Source organism: Streptomyces sp. NPDC020965 (genome assembly GCF_044333555.1).
In the GTDB taxonomy this organism is placed as follows: Bacteria; Actinomycetota; Actinomycetes; order Streptomycetales; family Streptomycetaceae; genus Streptomyces.
The window spans coordinates 79,876-97,390 of sequence record NZ_JBIRRE010000003.1 but is presented as its reverse complement, the minus strand read 5'-3'; the positions used below and the strand labels follow the sequence as shown (position 1 = coordinate 97,390).

Annotated in this window: 14 protein-coding genes; 7 read left to right on the top strand and 7 right to left on the bottom strand. The window is 71.2% G+C overall.

The annotated features are described in order from the left end of the window. Positions 1–17 precede the first annotated feature (17 nt). The 5 genes from ACH4S7_RS10860 to ACH4S7_RS10840 form a co-directional block, all read right to left on the bottom strand. The gene (locus ACH4S7_RS10860; RefSeq protein ID WP_398520809.1) at positions 18–800 is read right to left on the bottom strand and encodes a calcium-binding protein; all 783 of its coding nucleotides are present in this window, start codon (positions 798–800) and stop codon (positions 18–20) included. A gap of 136 nt (positions 801–936) precedes the next feature. Continuing rightward, the gene (locus ACH4S7_RS10855) at positions 937–2,124 is read right to left on the bottom strand and encodes a PGN_0703 family putative restriction endonuclease (RefSeq protein WP_398520808.1); all 1,188 of its coding nucleotides are present in this window, start codon (positions 2,122–2,124) and stop codon (positions 937–939) included. A gap of 104 nt (positions 2,125–2,228) precedes the next feature. Further along, positions 2,229–4,061, bottom strand: coding sequence for an ABC transporter ATP-binding protein (locus tag ACH4S7_RS10850; RefSeq protein WP_398521348.1), 1,833 nt, complete (start codon positions 4,059–4,061; stop codon positions 2,229–2,231). 593 nt (positions 4,062–4,654) lie between these two features. Further along, complete coding sequence (locus tag ACH4S7_RS10845; RefSeq protein ID WP_398520807.1) at positions 4,655–6,361, bottom strand: bifunctional 3'-5' exonuclease/DNA polymerase; 1,707 nt, start codon at positions 6,359–6,361, stop codon at positions 4,655–4,657. 239 nt (positions 6,362–6,600) lie between these two features. After that, positions 6,601–7,158 (bottom strand): sugar O-acetyltransferase, encoded by a 558-nt coding sequence (locus tag ACH4S7_RS10840; protein WP_398520806.1) that lies wholly within the window; start codon positions 7,156–7,158, stop codon positions 6,601–6,603. 165 nt (positions 7,159–7,323) lie between these two features. Between ACH4S7_RS10840 and ACH4S7_RS10835 the strand changes: the two genes are divergently transcribed. Beyond that, positions 7,324–8,442 (top strand): DUF2786 domain-containing protein, encoded by a 1,119-nt coding sequence (locus ACH4S7_RS10835; RefSeq protein ID WP_398520805.1) that lies wholly within the window; start codon positions 7,324–7,326, stop codon positions 8,440–8,442. A gap of 80 nt (positions 8,443–8,522) precedes the next feature. Continuing rightward, on the top strand, positions 8,523–10,583 hold the full coding sequence (locus ACH4S7_RS10830; protein ID WP_398520804.1) for an FUSC family protein: 2,061 nt from the start codon (positions 8,523–8,525) through the stop codon (positions 10,581–10,583). A 213-nt stretch (positions 10,584–10,796) separates the two neighbouring features. Here the strand turns inward: ACH4S7_RS10830 and ACH4S7_RS10825 are convergent, their stop codons facing one another. After that, complete coding sequence (locus tag ACH4S7_RS10825; protein ID WP_398520803.1) at positions 10,797–11,294, bottom strand: hypothetical protein; 498 nt, start codon at positions 11,292–11,294, stop codon at positions 10,797–10,799. Between the two features lie 462 nt (positions 11,295–11,756). On the opposite strand from ACH4S7_RS10825, the gene ACH4S7_RS10820 reads away from it, so the two are divergent. Beyond that, complete coding sequence (locus ACH4S7_RS10820; protein WP_398521347.1) at positions 11,757–11,999, top strand: DUF397 domain-containing protein; 243 nt, start codon at positions 11,757–11,759, stop codon at positions 11,997–11,999. Positions 12,000–12,205: 206 nt separating this feature from the next. Here ACH4S7_RS10820 and ACH4S7_RS10815 read toward each other — a convergent pair whose 3' ends face one another. Then, positions 12,206–12,715 carry an ATP-binding protein gene (locus tag ACH4S7_RS10815; protein WP_398520802.1) on the bottom strand — a complete coding sequence of 170 codons (510 nt, stop codon included), beginning with the start codon at positions 12,713–12,715 and terminating at the stop codon, positions 12,206–12,208. A gap of 307 nt (positions 12,716–13,022) precedes the next feature. Between ACH4S7_RS10815 and ACH4S7_RS10810 the strand changes: the two genes are divergently transcribed. The 4 genes from ACH4S7_RS10810 (at position 13,023) to ACH4S7_RS10795 (ending at position 17,407) form a co-directional block, all read left to right on the top strand. Then, positions 13,023–13,922 (top strand): helix-turn-helix domain-containing protein, encoded by a 900-nt coding sequence (locus ACH4S7_RS10810; RefSeq protein ID WP_398520801.1) that lies wholly within the window; start codon positions 13,023–13,025, stop codon positions 13,920–13,922. A 70-nt stretch (positions 13,923–13,992) separates the two neighbouring features. Then, positions 13,993–15,450 (top strand): aldehyde dehydrogenase family protein, encoded by a 1,458-nt coding sequence (locus ACH4S7_RS10805; RefSeq protein WP_398520800.1) that lies wholly within the window; start codon positions 13,993–13,995, stop codon positions 15,448–15,450. A gap of 253 nt (positions 15,451–15,703) precedes the next feature. Beyond that, on the top strand, positions 15,704–16,396 hold the full coding sequence (locus ACH4S7_RS10800) for a HEAT repeat domain-containing protein (protein ID WP_398521346.1): 693 nt from the start codon (positions 15,704–15,706) through the stop codon (positions 16,394–16,396). Positions 16,397–16,402: 6 nt separating this feature from the next. Next, positions 16,403–17,407: a HEAT repeat domain-containing protein gene (locus tag ACH4S7_RS10795; RefSeq protein WP_398520799.1), complete on the top strand. Its 1,005-nt coding sequence runs from the start codon at positions 16,403–16,405 to the stop codon at positions 17,405–17,407. The last annotated feature ends 108 nt before the right edge of the window (positions 17,408–17,515 follow it).

The window sequence follows — 17,515 nt, the reverse complement described above, 5'->3', positions numbered from 1 at the left end:
CCTTTCGATTGAGCGGGTCAGCGCACGTCGACGAGGTCGCCGGTGGAGTTCAGCGGGGCGGTGGTGGTCGTACCGGCGAAGCTGTAGCGGTAGTGGCCGTCCGTGGTCGCCTTCACCGTGGTCGTCAGCTTGCCCTTGCTACCGGACTTCACCGTCTTCACGGTGGTGTACGAGGTGGCGCCGGCCTTACGGAACTGGAGCTGCACGGACTGGTTGGCGTAGCCCGTGTAGGTGTTGCCGTCGCCGTAGTGCTCCCAGTTCGCCCGGGTGAGCGCGCCCGAGACGGTGATCGTCTTGCCCGCCGTGACCGGCTCCGGGGTGGCGTCGGCGGTGAGGGCCGAAGCGCGCTTGATGGTGAGCGACTTGGCGTTGTCCTTCTCGACGAAGTTGACGTCCTTGGCCAAGGCCCAGACCCAGGTCTTCCAGGCGCCGGCGTCGTCGTTGAACAGGTCCTCGGCCGGGTTGATGGTGAACGTCAGCTTGCAGGTCGGCTTGGCGCCGGTGCCGCACTTGGCGCCCTTTATCTCGTTGGCCAGCATGATGTCGGCCGCCGCGTTGATGTTCTTGCCGCGCCACAGGTACGCGTCGGCCGCCGAGATGCCGGAGCTGTCGGACGCCGTGAAGGTCAGCGTGAACGTCTTCTTGCCGGTCGGGCCGAACACGAGCGGCTTGCCATCGTTGATCACGACATTGGAGACGGTCGTGTTGCCGTACGAGTCGTCGGCCTGTGCGGCGGGGACGACCAGTGCGGTGAGAGCCAGAGTGCCGGTGACAACAGCGACAGATGCACGAATGCGCATGTATTTCCCTGTTCGAAAGGGGCACCAGTCCGTGTGACGTACGTGGCCCGGGTGCCCGGAGTGCCTGTGGAGTCTGCTGACTCGCAAAGTCCAGACAGGGGAGACGGGTGAAGGGTTGCGCGGCGCCGTGGAGATTTTATGAATCGGTGATCCGGTGTTCCTCCCAGGACTCGTCGCTGGGCCCGTGATCCAGATAGCGGATCCTCAGGTCCTGGGCGACGGTTCGCTGGTACGCGGAGTCCGCCGTGGCCGCCATCCGGGAGACCAGCCCGTCCAGACCGGACACCTTCAGCAGCTCCGGCCGCGTGAGCACGTCCCGGTACAGACCCACGGTCTTGGGCGCCGACCGGTCATCGGGGTGGTGCAGTACGAGGACGGTGGGCGGGGTCTTCGGCCCGTCATCGCTCCCCGCCCGGTCAGCCGTCCGGTCAACCGTCCGGTCAACCGCCCGCTCCGTCCGCCGATCCGCCGGCCCGTTCATGGGCCCGTTCGTGGGCCGCTCCGCAAGCTGCTCTGCCAGCCACGCCTCCGCCGACGACGGGTCGAGCCAGAGGTGGGTGGCCAGTGCGTGGCAGCGGAGCAACTGGTTGACCGGACGGGACCGGGTCCGCTCGTCATCGAGGTCCCAGAGCCCGGTGGTACGGGCCAACTCCCGGTACCGGGGGTTCTCGGCCACCCGCAGATGCCGGGAGCTGAAACGGTCGGCGTACTTGATCTCCAGCGCGAGCCCCTGCGGCCCGCTCCCGGTCTCCAGCCGTATCCAGGCGTCCAGCCGGGTCATGTCCCCGAGGTGCAGGCTGCGCCGCCGTGGCGCGTACTCGATCTCCAGCCCACTCACCGCCGTGATCTCCCGGTCGAGGAGCCCGCTGAGAACACGGGCCGCCCAGGCGGGATCCTCCTTCAGCGGGGCCAGCAGATTGATGGTCAGCGCCTGGCTCGACGTCAGATATCCGGTGCAGCGCACCGGGTCGACCCCCCACCCGGCCCGCCGCCGGTCCAGATAGAGCCGTTCGGCGGCGGGGGTGGTGAAGTTCCGGCCGGCCGCCGCGTCGTCGGGGTGCAGGATGCTGCCCATCGCCCGGCCGCCGGAGTGCGGTTCGGTGCTTCCGTACCGTGGCAGGCCGAGTATGTGCCGTCGGTACCAGGACTGGTGGAACCGGATCCGGGCCCGGACCCCGGACTCGCCCGGAGCCTGCGGGCCGATCTCCCGGAGGACCTCCGAGGGGCGCCCGGTCGGGTCCGGTGCGGCCCCTGGACGACTCCCGGTCGGGTGTGGTGCGGTCTCGGAAGGGCGCCCGGTCGGGTCTGGTGCGGTCTCGAACAATCTCGTACTCCGGATGCGGTGCGGTACGCCCTGTGCCGTACGTGCCGTACGACCCTATCCGCGCGCCCGCCCCCCACGGCCGTCGGCCGTGGGGGTGGCCCCGGTCACTCCGGTTCGCCGTCCCGCTGCGGCGGTGGGGCGGCGACGTCGTGCGCGTACTGGCGCGACTGGACCAGATACATCCGGCGGAACGTGCCGTCCGCCACGCCCATCAGCTCATCGAACGAACCCCGCTCGGTCACCCGCCCCCGCTCCAGTACGCAGATCTCGTCCGCGTGCCGGACGCTGTGCAGCCGGTGGGTGATCAGGACGACCGTCTGGCCCTCGTCCGCGAGCGCCCGGATCTGGTCGAAGACCCGCTGCTCCGCCTCGGCGTCCAGCGCGCTCGTCGGCTCGTCCACGACGAGGACGCGGGCGTCCCGGTGACGGGCGCGCGCCACCCCGAGGCGCTGCCACTGGCCGCCCGAGATCTGGTGGCCGCCCTTGTAGCCCCGGCCGAGGAGGGTGTTCCAGCCGCGCGGAAGCGAGGCGATCGTCTCGTCGGCACCGGCGTACTCCGCCGCCGCGTTCAGCCGGGCGTCGTCGTACGGCGCCTCGGGGCGGCCGATGGCGACATTGATACGGGCGGTGAACGGCCAGCGGTAGAAGTCCTGGGGCACGACCGCGACCCGGTCGAACAGCTCGGTGCGATCGGCCTCCGTCGCGTCGACCCCGTCCCACAGGATGCGGCCGGAGTCCGGCGCGTACAGCCCGCAGAGCAGTTTGGCCAGGGTGGACTTGCCGCTGCCGTTGCTGCCGACGAGGGCGATGGTCCGGCCGGTGGGGATGGTGATGCTCACCCGGTCGAGGGCGGGCTCCTCGGCGACGCCGGGGTAGGTGAAGGAGACGTTCTCGAAGCGGATGGCCGCCACGTCATCCGGGAGGGGCTTGCCGGTCGTGGGGATCAGACGGCGGTCGGCCTCCTGGCAGAGCCGGTCCAGATCCGCGACGAACAGGCTCTCCTCGTAGAGGTAGTTGAGCTGGACCACGAGTGCTTCGAGGTTGGCGGACCCGGTCCGGATGGCGATGACGGCCGTACCGGCGACGGCCAGATTCATGGTTTCCGTCCACAGCAGCAGACCGAGGGTGCCGTAGGTGGCGGCGGCCATGAGCCCGGTCCAGCCGGAGGCGATGAGTCCGGTACGGGCCGCGAGCCGGGCCAGCCGGGTCTGCTCCTGCTCGCCCGTCTCGGCCATCGTGCGGAAGTGCCGCAGCAGGAACGGGCCGATGTTGTGCACCCGCACCTCGGGCGCGGCCTGCGCGTCGATGAGGAGACGGCTCAGCAACTGGCCCGCGCGGGCGTGCTGGATCCAGGTGTGGAAGGAGACATAGCGGCGCCGGGCGATCGTCAGCGAACTCCAGGCGCTGGGCAGCGTCATCAGCGCGAGCAGCGGCAGTAGGGCCGGGTGCAGCACGGTCAGCACGCCCGCCGCCGCGATCAGCGAGATCGTGGCGGTGATCACCGACGTACAGAACCGGATCATCCGGCGCGCCGACTCCGCGCCCCACTGCGCGGACTCCAGCAGCTTGTGGAACTCCTCGTCCTCGACGGCCGCTAGCTCGACGCGGGCCACCCGCTCCAGATACTCCTCGGTCGCCACCCGGAACACCTTGGGCTCCAGCCGTCCCGTACCGGACGTGGAGGCGGACCGTAACAGGGCGCCGATCAGCGCGGTGACCGCCATGGCGACCAGCGCGGGTACGGCGGCGCGGATCCGGTCGCCGGTGGCACCCGTGCCCAGGAGGTGGATGAGGACCTGATTGACCGCGATCAGTCCCACGGCCTGGGCGATACCGCCGCCCAGCTCCGCGCCCGCGACCTGGCGCAGGGCCCGGGGGTCGGCGCGGTGGGCCAGCCGGACCGTGTAGGCGATCAGCCGGGGGGTCCGCGCGAGCATGGAGCGGAGGTTCAGTTCGAGGAAGGAGCCGCTGTGTTGGTCCCAGCCGCGGTCATAGCGGAGGGGGCCGCCGAAGAGGAGCTGCTCGGACTCGGAGACATCCCGGTCGTCGCCGTTGTTGTCGCTGTCGCCACTCTCGCCACGGGCACCACTCTCGTCATGGGCGCCGCTGGTGTCGCCGGTGCCCGCCCCGCCCTCGGTGGTTCCCGCGCCGTCGGGGCTCGCGGGCCGCTCCGCCTGCCCGGCCCCCTCCGCCCCCGCCGCTGCCCCCGAGCCGGTCCCGGCCTCCGCCCCCGGATCCGCCCCGGTCCCGGCGCCCGCCTTCGCTGCCGCCGTGGTTTCCGCCCCTGTCCCTGTCCCCGCCCCCGTCCGTGCCGAGTCCGCCGTGATCCTGATGTGCTGTGTCATCCGAGCCCCCCGTCGTCGTCTGCCTCCGTACGGCGCCAGGCCAACGCCGTTGATCTAGCGTCCGTAACGGTGTGCGCCGCACTGCCGGGGGCACTCGGGTCGCTTTCGCGCTCCCGGTGCCGGGCACGGCGATCCGGGGGGCGGCGCCCCCGGGTGACGGCGCATCGGGGCAGGCCGGGAAGGCCCTACTTCGCGTCCGCGTAACACTCCACCACCGCCGTCGTGAACGGGAACCTCACCGGTGTCTCCCCGAACGTGATCCGCCCCGCCAGCTCCCCCGCCTCCCGGATCGCCGTCACCACCGCTTCCGCCTCCTCCGCCGGACAGTGCACGATCACTTCGTCGTGCTGGAAGAAGACCAGCTCGGCACGCATCCCGGCGGTCGCCCGCCGCAACGCCGCGAGCAGCAGCAGCGCCCAGTCCGCCGCGCTGCCCTGCACCACGAAGTTCCGGGTGAACCGACCCCGCGCCCGCTTGTCCGACGATGCGTATCCCGGCGTGAACTCCCCCGGGCCCGCCCCTCCGGAGCCGTCCGGTGCCTCCGGTGACGGGCCCTCCTGGGGGATGCCCGCCTCCTCGTCCTCTCCCGCGCTGACCGCTCGCGGGCTGGTGCGGCCCAGCCATGTCCGTACGAGTCGGCCCTCCTCACCCGCCCGCGCCGCGTCGTCGACATACGCCACCGCGGCCGGGAACCTGCGCCGCAGCGCCGCCAGGTTCTTCAGTCCGTCGCCCGAGGTCTGGCCGTAGACCGCGCCGAGCAGCGCCAGCTTGGCGTGCTCCCGGTCGCCCGAGAAGGCCCGGTCGGACAGGGTCGAGTACAGGTCGCCCCCATCGCCCGCGACCTCCATCAGCCCGGGGTCCCGGGAGATCGCCGCCAGCACCCGGGGCTCCATCTGGTCGGCGTCGGCGACCACCAGCCGCCAGCCCTCGTCGGCGACCACCGCCCGGCGGATCACCTTCGGAATCTGGAGGCCCCCGCCCCCATGGGTCGTCCAGCGGCCCGAGACCGTGCCGCCCGGCAGGAACTCGGGGCGGAAGCGGCCGTCCCGCACCCAGTCCTGGAGCCAGCTCCAGCCGTGCGCCACCCAGATCCGATACAGCTTCTTGTACTGGATCAGCGGTGGCACGGCGGGATGGTCGATCTCTTCCAGCTCCCAGCGGCGCGTCGAACGCACCTTCACCCCGGCCCCGGCGAACGCCTTCACCACATCGGCCGGCAGGTCGGGCCGAACCCGCCGCCCGAACGCCGCCGACACCTCGTCCGCCAGCTCCGCCAGCCGCCGGGGCTCGCCCCCGCCCGCATACCGCTCGCCGAGGAGTTCGCGCAGCACCTCACGGTGGACATCCGCCCGCCAGGGCAGTCCCGCGCGGTTCATCTCCGCCGCCACCAGCGCCCCGGCCGACTCCGCCGCCGTCAGCAGCCGCATCCGCCCGGGGTGCTCGGCGGCGTCGTGGCGGCGGAGCTGTGCCCCGTACACCTCCAGGAGGGATTCCAGGGGGACGGGGACGCGCTGTGGTTCGAAGAGTGAGGACTGCGCGCCCGGCTCGGCCGACCGCTGCGGTGGATCGGGTGGTACGGGCCGGTCGTGGAGCCGTGCGAGGGCCGCCGCGGCCGACCGGGGCTCGCCGAACCGCCCCTCGTGGCCGAGGAGGAGCTGCTCCGCGCTCTCGATGTCGTAACACCGCTCGACCCGGACACCGGCCGCCAGCAGCCGTGGATAGATCTCGGCGGTGGACCGCCACACCCACCGCTCCACCTCCGGTCGCGAGCGGACCGCCTCGACCAGGTCGGGTGCGGTCAGCACCGGGCCCCCGGGCATCCCGTCGGGGCGGAGGGGGACGAGCCGCGCCCCGTCCCCCTCCGCCACTGCCAGAGCCCACCGTTCGCCCATGGGTTCGAGTCTTGCAGCAGGGTCTGACAACGCCCGGGAGGACCGGCCGGCGACACGGCACTCGATGCTCCGCACCGCACCGGACCGCACCGCACCGCACCGCACCGGACTGGACCGGACCGGACCGCACCGCACCCCGGCCCCACCGCCCACGGCCAAGCCCCCCCGCCGCCCGGCTCCCGCGACCGCGCCCCGCCCCGTAACCGCGCCACCCGCCACCCGCCACCCCCAGCCCCCAGTCAGGCCAGGATGCGCACCACCCGCGCCGGGTTGCCCACCGCCAGCACCCCCGGTGGCAGGTCCTTGGTGACCACGGCCCCCGCCCCCACCACCGTGTTCTCCCCGATCGTCACCCCCGGGCAGACGATCACCCCGCCGCCCAGCCAGACGTTGTCGCCGATCGTGATCGGCTCGCCCCGCTCCCACCCCGCCCGGCGCCGTTCGGTGTCCAGCTCGTGGCTGGGCGTGAGGAGTTGTACGTTCGGCCCGATCTGGACCGACGCTCCGACCGTGATCGGAGCCACGTCCAGGAAGACCGCGTTGTAGTTCACGAACGTGTTGTCGCCGATGGAGATGTAGCTCCCGTAGTCGCACTGGAACGGCGGCCGGATGTTCACATCCCGGCCGACCGAGCCCAGTAGTGCTGTCAGGATGCCGTCCCGCTCCTCGACGGGAGCGCCCCCGTTCGCGTTGTACGCGGCGCACAACTCGAAGCGGCGCTGATTGTCCGCCGTCAGTTCGGGGTCGTCCGGGAGATACCACTCGCCCGCCAGCATCCGGTCCTTGTTCGTGCCCATCTGCCCGTTCCTCCTGGGTGTCGGATCACTCGCCACTGATGCCATCCCAGCATCGGCCACGCCCGCCCGGAGGAGGGCGCGGGACGTCAATCACGCGCCCCGTCTCCCCGGCGACCCCGGCCGGAGTGAACCGGCGCCGCTCGCCCCACCTGGGATGATGGTGTGATGACCACGGTGGACGACGCGCTCAGGGCCGCGCTGTACGAATCGGGCGACGCCCCCCTGGACGCGGCGGCCTCCCTGCTCGCCGCCGCCCCGTCGGCCGACGCCGAACTCGCCCGGCGCGGTGAGGAACTACTGCGGACGGCATGGGAGCGGGGCTGGCAGCCCGCCGATGTCGTCCGGCTCGTACGGAGAGACCTGGACGAGCACCACGTACGGCTGGTGGCGGAGCTGATCCGCGCCGAGTCGCGGCGGTACGAGGCACTGGCGCCGCGCTGGACGGCGCAGCTCACGGAGCTGCCGGGACCGGCCGGGCGCGTCGACCGCTTCTCCCACGCGACGGCGGTGCTGGAGCTGTACCGGCTGCTGGTCCGGCTCCCGTCGATCGAACCGGTGGCGCCGGCCCCGGGCTCGCCCTTCGTGGTGATGACCGGGTACGAACCCCGGATGCTCGCCCGGATCCGCGCCCTGCTCGCGAAGGCCGAGGCGACGACCTACCCGGACGAGGCGGAGGCGCTGTCGGCGAAGGCGCAGGAGCTGATGGCCCGGCACGCCGTGGACGACGCGGCGCTGCCTCACCGGGCGAGCGCCCCCGCCGCCTGCCGGATCGGCGTGGACGCGCCGTACGAGACGGCGAAGGCGATCCTGCTGGACGCGGTGGCGTCCGCGAACCGCTGCCGAGCGGTGTGGAACAGCGGATTCGGCTTCTCGACGGTGGTCGGTTTCGAGGCGGACCTGGAGTCGGTGGAACTCCTCTACACATCGCTGCTGGTCCAGGGCACGACGGCGATGACCCGGGCGGAGGCGGCCCAGCGGGCGGGCGGGCGCAGGCGCACGAAGACGTTCCGCCAGTCCTTCCTGTTGGCGTACGCGGCCAGACTGGGCGAACGGCTCACGGCGGCCACGGAGAGCGTGGCGGTCGAGCCCGACCTGCTGCCCGTCCTGGCCACCCGGGAGGTCGCGGTGGCGGCCCGTACCGACGAACTGTTCCCCGAGACCCGCACGTCCCGGGTCCGGGGCGGGTCGGACGAGGCCGGCTGGGAGCAGGGGCGCGCGGCGGCGGACGGGGCGGAGGTCGCGGGCGGCCGGAAGCGGCTGGGCGGCCCGGGGCGCCCGGGGTAGGCCCCCGGCCCGCTGACACCCCCACGCCCGACCATCCACACATCGCCCGAAAAGGTCATCAACGGGGCTAATCTCAGCCCATGATCTGGCTCCGGGCGCTGAAGGAGACCGCCCGCTCCGGCCTCACCCTCGAACGCCGGCGGCTCGAACCCCTCGTCGCCCTGCGCGGTGCGGCCGGGCTCGCCCTCGTCGTCGGTGTCGCGCTCGTCCTCTTCGGGCCCGTCGTCGCCGTCAGTTCCGCCTTCGGCGCGTTCCAGGCCGCCATCGCCACCTTCCAGCGGAGTTGGCGCCCCCGACCCGTCCTCGCGCTCGCCTCCGGTGGCAGCCTCGCCGTCTCCACCTTCCTCGGCTACGTCACCGCCTTCGAACTGCCGCTCTTCCTGGCGCTCCTCGCGCTCTGGACCTTCGTCGCCGGGCTCGCCTGGGCCGTCGGCCCCACCGTCGGGATCATCGCCGCGTCCAATGTCGCCATCATGCTGGTGACGATCACGCTGCCGACCTCCGTCGCCACCGCGGCCGGGCACGCCGCCGTCATCGCTGCCGGCGGGTTGGTGCAGGCCGCGCTCATCGTGCTCTTCCCCGTACGCCGCTGGGGCGCCCAGCGCGACGCGCTCGCCGATGCCCTCGCCGCCGAGGCCGACTACGCCCGCCGGCTGCGGCACGACCCCACCGCGTCCTTCGACCCCGAACCGCTGATGCTCGCCCGCAGCGCCGCCGCCGTCACGCCCCGGCAGGCCCGCCGCCGCCCCGCTGAACTGCACGGGACGCGCGGGGTCGCCGAACGCATCAGACCCGTGCTCGCCTCCCTCGCCGACCCCGCCGTGGGCGTGCCCGCCGAGGGCCCGGAACGGGAACGGTGCCGGGAGATCCTCGCCGCCGCCGCGACCGTGCTCGACCGCGCCGCGCACGCCATCCGGCACGGGAAATCCGTGCGCATCCCCCCGGAGGCCGCCGCCACGCTCAGATCGCCCGACACCGTCACCGTCCTCAGCGGCCCGCCCCGGCGCGCCGCGATCCGGCTCGTCGCCCTCCTGGACGACGTGGTGGAGGAGGCGGAGGGCGAGAGCACCGGCGAGGGCCCGCACCGGGACCGGCCGGCGCTCCACAAGCTCATCCCCGGCGCCATCCGCTCGATCCGGGCCGAACTGCGCCGGGGCTCACCGATCCTGCGGCACGCCGTCCGGGTCTCCGCCGTGGTGACCGTCGGCTATCTCCTCGGCTCCGCGCTCCCCCTGGGACACGGCTACTGGGTCCCGCTGACCTCGGCCATGGTGATGCGCCCGGACTTCTCGCAGACGTACGCCCGGTCCGTGGCCCGACTCGGCGGGACCGTCGTCGGCGTCGGGGTCGCCACCGCCGTGGTGGAGACGGCCACCCCCGGCACCTATCTCTCGGGCGCGCTCGCCGTCCTCTGCGCCTTCGGCATGTATCTCGTGATGCGCACCGGCTATGTCGCCGCCAACATCTGCGTCAGCGCCTATGTCGTCTTCCTGCTCGGCATGGGCGGCGAGGACGCCGGGCAGACCGTGCCCGAGCGCATCCTGCTCACCCTCCTCGGCGGCATCCTCGGGATGATCTCGTACGCCCTCTACCCGGCCTGGGAGACGCCCCGGCTCCGCAACCGCCTCGCCGACTGGTTGACCGCCGACGGCCGGTACGCGGCGGCCGTGGTCGACCACTACGCCCACCCCGGCCACCCCGCCCGCCAGGAGGAGGTCCGCACCGCGCTGCTCGCCGCGCGGGACGCCCGTATCGCCTGGCAGGACGCGCTGGCGCGGGCGATTCACGAGCCGGTACGGAGCCGGGGACTGACCCGGGCCGGGGCCGAGCACGCCGAGCACGCGCTCGCCCAACTCGGCCGCAGCGCCATGCTGATGGAGGCCCATCTCCCCGTACACGCGGCGAATCCGGTACCGGAGGCCGGTGCGCTCGCCGACGCGCTGCGCCAGGACACCGAGCGGGCGGCCAAGGCGGTACGGGACCACCGGCCGCTGCGCTGGGACCGGGTGGAGCGGGCCCTCGCCGCGTGGGAGGACGACCACCCGGTGCTGCGGAGCGGGGGCGCACTCCTCGCCGAGGCGCTCGACGAACTGGCGGACGCCCTCGACGACCGGGGCGACGACCGGGTCAGGGGCGGATGACGGGCGATCGCCTTGAGCCGTCCGGCCGGGGCCAGTTACAGGATGCGCGGGTCCCATCACGTGATAGCGGCCGGCGCGAACCACCCAGCCGGGGGCTCCGACGCCCGGCGCACCAGGGCCCGACCGGCCGCGTGCGGGAAGCCGTCGGGCCGGGGCCGCGCGCCCTCGACGGGGCGGGCACGGCACCGGTCGGGCGCGGCCCGGCAGCTCGGGTCAGGGCATCTTCGGGAGCTGGTCCAGCGCGCCGGTGGGCAGCCCCGACGGCAGCTCCGCGCCCGCCGCCGCCTTCGCGAGGGTGTCCTTCTTACCGCTGTCCCACGCCACGACGAGCGTCTTGCCGTCGTTGGACTCGATCGTCCCCATCACCCGGTCCTTCTTCCCGCCGACGCACTTCAGCGACAGCATCGGCTTGCCGTGGTCGGCCACCTCTCCGGCACAGGCATCACCGGCCGCGACCAGCGCGGCCTTGGTGCCGGTGACCACCAGATCGACGGACTTGCCGTCGGTCGTGCCCTTCCAGGCGCCGGTCAGTTCGCCGTCCGTGGCACCGCCGTCGGCGCCGTCCGTCTTCTCGGCCGGCGCGGTCGGGGCCGTGTCCTTGCCCTTGTCCTTGGCCGTGTCACCGCCGTCGTCATCGCTGCCGCATCCCGTCAGTACGAGAGCCGCTACGGTGATAAGTCCTGCCGCGGTCACCGAAGTACGTACGCGCACGTCACTGTCCCCCTGAGTCGGTTGGAAGTCCGCGCCAAGCTACCAGGACGGCTCCCGCACCCCGCCCCAGCAGGAATCCCGGGGATATCCGGAACGCGGACGACAATCGTCCGCACCCATGGTGACGGGCGCCGGACCGGGGCCGTTGGAAGAATTGCGCGGCCGGTTGGCCCAACAATGGATCCTTGACGGTGCGAAAAGCGTCTCTCTCTTCGGTGGGTTCGGCCGGCCGCTGGCACCCGCCACCGCGAGGGGCCAACACGCGTCGGAGACGGCGCCGATGGCAAGTCGGCCCCCCCGGATCGGTGATGGTGGACGCCGTACAGGGGTCAAAGCTGTAACCGAGGGAATACCCCTCGTGCACGTGCATCTGCCCGTGCTAACGCTCATGCATCCGCACCTGAAACAGGGCTATGATCCGGGACAGTTGACACATGCACCTTGTACCTCTGGGAGCGACTCGTGCACCACGCGTACAACGGCATGGCGGCCACAGAGCTCCATGGGGTGGTCTGGCAGAAGAGCCGGCACAGTAACTCCCAGGGCGCGTGTGTGGAGTTCGCCAAGCTGCCGGGCGGGAATGTCGCGATGCGCAATTCACGGCATCCCGACGGGCCCGCGCTCGTCTATACGCCCGCCGAGATCGAAGCCATGATCCTGGGTGTCAAGGACGGCGAGTTCGACCATCTGATCCCCGGCGTCTGATTCCCAGCGCCTGGCCGCCGGGGGGCGTGGGATCCCGAGCGTTCGGCCTCCGGTGCCAGAAGTAGTCCTCCGGTACCAGAGGAAGAAGCCTCCGGCACCACCGGAAGAAGCCTCCGGCACCACCGGAAGAGGAATAAGGAGGAGCGGGCCCGCCCCCCGAAGCCGGGCCCGCTCCCCGGCTCGTCGGCCCGGCCCCCCTTGGCGCCCTATCCGAGCCGGAACAGCGCCCACACGACCTTGCCGTGCAGCGCGCCGGCGAGCGGGTGCCAGCCCCAGGTGTCGCTGAAGGAGTCCACCAGGAACAGCCCCCGGCCCGACTCGGCCGTGCCGCGCGGGTCGGGGAACGGCGATCCGTCGCCGTCGAAGGACGGCCCGGGGCTCTCCGGGCTGGGATCGCGCACCGCGCACACCAGCCGTCCCGGCCAGCGCATCAGGTGCAGCCGTACGGGCGGGTCCTGGAAGTCGGCGGCCGGCTCGTCGGGCAGGGCGTGCCGCAGCGCGTTGGTGACGAGTTCGGAGACGACCAGCGCCACATCGTCGAAGCGCTCGGCGAGTTCCCAGCTACCCAGGGTCGAACGGGTGAAGTGCCGTGCGCCGCGCACCGCTTCATAGCGGGGAGGCAGCGAGCACGAGGCCGAGTTCGACGCCCGCGCCGGGTCGCTCGGCGGAAGCCCCCGCCGTAACGGCTCTAGCATGGTCGATCCATTCATCCCCATGCGAGGCACTCCCGGGAATCGCGGCTGTGGCGTTACGACACGAACGAGTACGCAGGTGCGGCAAGACCATGGTTCCGAATGCGTCAGGCAGATGCAAGGGCAGATGCACGTGCACGCGACCGCGATGCCCAAGAGCGTGCCGTTAACAGGTCATATCTTCCTCGTGACTCTTTCACGGTCTCCCCAAGCGCTTCCCATTTCCGTAACCGAACGAGTACGCGCTGAAGTGTTTTGGTGGCAGAATCCCGCACTTGGGGTTCGGGGGTGCCCCACGCTGTAGGGGACCGAACGAGATGGACGACGAGGGATGGGGAGGGTCGGAGTCGTGACCGCAGACGAGTCGTGGGCCGAAGGGCCGAGTGGCGGTTCCGTGGTGCGGCGCATCCTGTTGGGCTCGCAGCTGAGGAGATTGCGCGAGTCGCGCGGCATCACCCGGGAGGCGGCCGGCTACTCGATCCGCGCATCGGAGTCAAAGATCAGCCGTATGGAGTTGGGTCGGGTGAGCTTCAAGGCCAGGGACGTCGAGGACCTGTTGACGCTCTACGGCGTCGCCGACGACACCGAGCGCGGCGCCCTGCTCGGCCTCGCCAAGGAGGCCAATGTCGCCGGCTGGTGGCACAGCTTCGGGGATGTTCTGCCCGGCTGGTTCCAGACATATGTGGGACTGGAGGCGGCGGCATCCCACATCCGCCTCTATGAGGTCCAGTTCGTGCACGGACTGCTCCAGACCGAGGCGTACGCGCACGCCGTCGTCACCCGGGGGATGCCCGGCGCCGCCCAGGCCGAGATCGATCGCCGGGTCGCCCTGCGTCTGGAGAGACAGAAGGTCCTGGTCTCGGAGCGCACGCCCCATCTGCACGCGATCCTCGACGAGGCGGCGCTCCGCCGCCCGTACGGGGATCGCTCGGTGATGCAGGGCCAGTTGCGTCATCTCATCGAGGTCTCCGAGCAGTCCCATGTGACGCTCCAGGTGATGCCCTTCAGCTTCGGCGGACACGCCGGTGAGAGCGGCGCCTTCGCCATGCTGCGATTCCCGGAGTCGGACCTGTCCGACATCGTCTATCTGGAACAGCTCACCAGTGCGCTGTATCTGGACAAGCGGGAGGAAGTCGCCCAGTACGAAAGGGTGATGACGCGCCTCGCGGAAGACAGCCCCGATCCGGCTGAGAGTCGAGATGTTCTGCGTGGTCTACTCCAACTCACGTAAGCCGCACGTATAGTGACGTGCTATCAGGAAAGCTGTTTGCGAGGTTCTGACGGGTAAGGAATCGGTTCATATGTCCTTGTTCACCGAGCTGGCGTACCAGTACATCGATGGCGAGTGGAGACCTGGGAGCGGTTCCTGGGACATCATCGATTTCAATCCGTACGACGGAGAGAAGCTGGCCTCGATCACCATCGCCACGGTGAGCGAGGTGGACCAGGCGTATCGCGCCGCCGAGCGGGCTCAGGTCGCCTGGGGCGAGACCAGCCCGTACGCCCGCCGTGCCGTCTTCGAGAACGCGCTGCGCATCATCGAGGACCGTGAGCAGGAGATCACCGAGGCGATCATCGCGGAGCTCGGCGGTACGCATATCAAGGCCGGCTTCGAACTCCACCTGGCCAAGGAATTCCTCCGGGAGGCGATTCAGCTCGCACTGCGCCCGGAGGGCCGGATTCTCCCCTCGCCGGTGGACGGCAAGGAGAATCGGGTCTATCGGCTGCCCGTCGGCGTCGTCGGTGTCATCAGCCCGTTCAACTTCCCCTTCCTGCTGTCGCTCAAATCGGTCGCGCCCTCGCTGGCGCTCGGCAATGGTGTCGTTCTCAAACCGCATCAGAACACCCCCATCTGCGGTGGTGCACTCGTCGGCAAGGTCTTCGAGGACGCGGGTCTGCCGCCCGGTCTGCTGAATGTCGTCATCACCGACATAGCGGAAATCGGCGACGCGCTGATCGACCATCCGGTCCCCAGGGCGATCTCCTTCACCGGCTCCGACAAGGTGGGGCAGCATGTCGCCATGGTCTGCGCGGCCAACTTCAAGCGGGCCATTCTGGAGCTCGGCGGAAACAGCGCGCTGATCGTCCTGGACGACGCGGATATCGACTACGCCGTGGACGCGGCGGTCTTCAGCCGCTATGTGCATCAGGGGCAGGTCTGTATGGCGGCCAACCGGGTGCTGGTGGACCGCTCGATCGAGCAGGAGTTCACCGAGAAGTTCGTTGCCAAGGTCCGCACGCTGAAGGTGGGCGATCCGGCCGACCCCACCACCCATATCGGCCCGCTCATCAACTCCCAGCAGGCGGACGCCGTCAACGCGCTCGTCGAACAGACGGTGGCGGCGGGCGCGACCGCGCTACTGCGCGGGGGCTCCACCGGCAATCTCGTGGAGCCGTCGGTGCTGACCGGCATCGCCACCGACTCGCCGATCCTGGGTCAGGAGATCTTCGGCCCGGTGGCGCTGATCGTGCCGTTCGACGGGGAGGACGAGGCGGTCAGGATCGCCAACGACACTCCGTACGGGCTGAGCGGGGCCGTGCACACCGCCGATATCGAGCGGGGTGTGCGGATCGCCAAGCGGATCGAGACCGGCATGATCCACATCAATGACAGCACGGTCCACGACGAGCCGATCGTCCCCTTCGGCGGGGAGAAGCACTCCGGCAGCGGGCGGCTGAACGGCGAATCGATGATCGAGGCGTTCACCACCCAGAAGTGGATCTCGGTGCAGTACGGCCGCTCGGTCTTCCCGTTCTGAGCCGCCGCTCCCTCCCGGTTCACGGGATGCGCCACTCCGGGCCCTTGCGGACGACCCCCGTCCGTAAGGGCCCGTGGCGTTGCCCGGTGCCGTCCGCGGGCCCCGGGGCCGGCGCCCCGCCTGCCGGCCGTGGGTACCGCCCGGCACCCGGTCGTCCCACCCCGCCGCCCGGCCGGGACCTCAGGGCTGTCCCGCTTGACCTTGACACGGTGACAACGAGTTCACTGCGGCCAAGGAGGTGGTTCCGATGACCATGCCGACAGGGGCCAAGGCGACAGAGGCCCTGGCGACAGAGGCCACGAGGGCGGCGCGCGCGCTCCGCGGGCTGGAGAACAGCAGCTCGTCAGTCCGGCTACAGGCGGCGCTGGCGATCGGCACGACCCCGGACCCGCGGTTCGTCGACAAGCTCATCGAACGATGCGCGATCGAGCCCGAATTCTCCGTGCGCGAAATGCTCACCTGGGCGCTCATCCGCCACTCACCGGCGCTGACGGTCCCCAGGCTCATCGCCGAGTTGGGTTCGGGGCGCGCCCAGGCGCGGAGCCAGGCGTTGCACACGCTGTCCAAGATCGGGGACCGGCGGGCATGGCCGGCGATCACCCGGCCGCTGCTGACCGATGCCGACGACGACGTGGCACGGAGCGCCTGGCGGGCGGCGGTGGTACTCGTGCCCGAAGGCGAGGCGGCCGGGTTGGCCGGAGCACTGGCGACACAGCTCGGGCGGGGTGACCGGGAGACACGGTTGAGCCTCAGCCGGGCGCTGATCGCGCTCGGTGAAGTGATCACGCCGACCCTGCGCGCCACCATGACGGACCCCGACCCCCGCGTCCGTGAGCACGCCATCGCCACGGAACGGTTGTGGCGTGACCCGGATGCCGGATTCGAGTTCGCGATCGAGGAGGCGAAGCGCATCGTGGTCCTCGGCACGAACAGCCAGGAGGGGTGATGGGCAGTGTTGATCGGTGAGGTGGCACGGCGGTCCGGGGTCAGCGCTCGCATGCTCAGGCACTACGAGTCGCTGGGCCTGGTGCGCCCCACGGGCCGTACCGACGGCGGCTATCGGGAGTACTCCAGCGACGACATCCGGCGGATCTTCCACATCGAGAGCCTGCGGTCATTGGGGCTTTCCCTGCGTGACGTCGGGCGCGCGCTGGATGATTCCGGCTTCCGGCCGGCGGAGCTGGTCGACGGCCTCATCCGGCAGACCCGGGAGCGCATCGCGAGTGAGACGGAGCTGCTCACCCGACTCAGCCGGATCGGTGCCGCGGAACCCGCCGGCTGGGAGGACGTCCTCCAGACCGTCGCACTCCTCCAGGCCCTGGGGTCAAAGAGCCCCGGCACGCGTCAGCGCGCGGCCCTGTCCTCGGTCGAAGAGGTTCCGGTGCCGGTGGAAGCGCTGGTCGAGGCGGTGCTGAGGGAGACGGACCCGAGTGTCGCCGGGGCCCTTCGATGGGCGCTTGCGCACCTGGGCGACGGCGGATTGGCGCTCCTGGCGGAGGGCCTCGGCTCGCCAGTGGCCGAAGTGCGGAACCGTGCTGTCCAATCGATCGTGGAGATTCCGACGGGTGCGGCGACCGCACTGCTGCGGGAGGCTCTCACCCATTCCGACCCCGTGGTCCGCGGATATGCGGCGCTGGCGCTCGGGGCGCGCGGAGTGGCCGAGGCCGTTCCAGCGCTCATCGATATGGTCGTCGGGGAGACGAATGACGTCGATGCGGCCGATGCGCTGAGTGCGCTGGCGAGTGATCCGGCGGTGGCGGATCGGATCGCCGACGGGCTCATCGCTCGCCTGGCCCACGGCACCGTTGAATCGTCCGTACGCCGACGGCTGACCCAGGCGCTCGCGGATATCCCGGGAATCACCACATCGCGTGCGCTCACCGAACTGTCCTATGACGAGGACCGTGCCGTCGCGCTCACCGCCGCCTACATCCTCGGGATACGCGAAGCGCGCTGACGGATTCATCCGGGAGTTCTCCGACTGCCGGGCCCGGCCCCGCCGCGTCCCGGCTCCGCGTCAAACGCCTGCCCCGGCCCCGGCCCCGGATTCGCTCCCCGCTCCCGC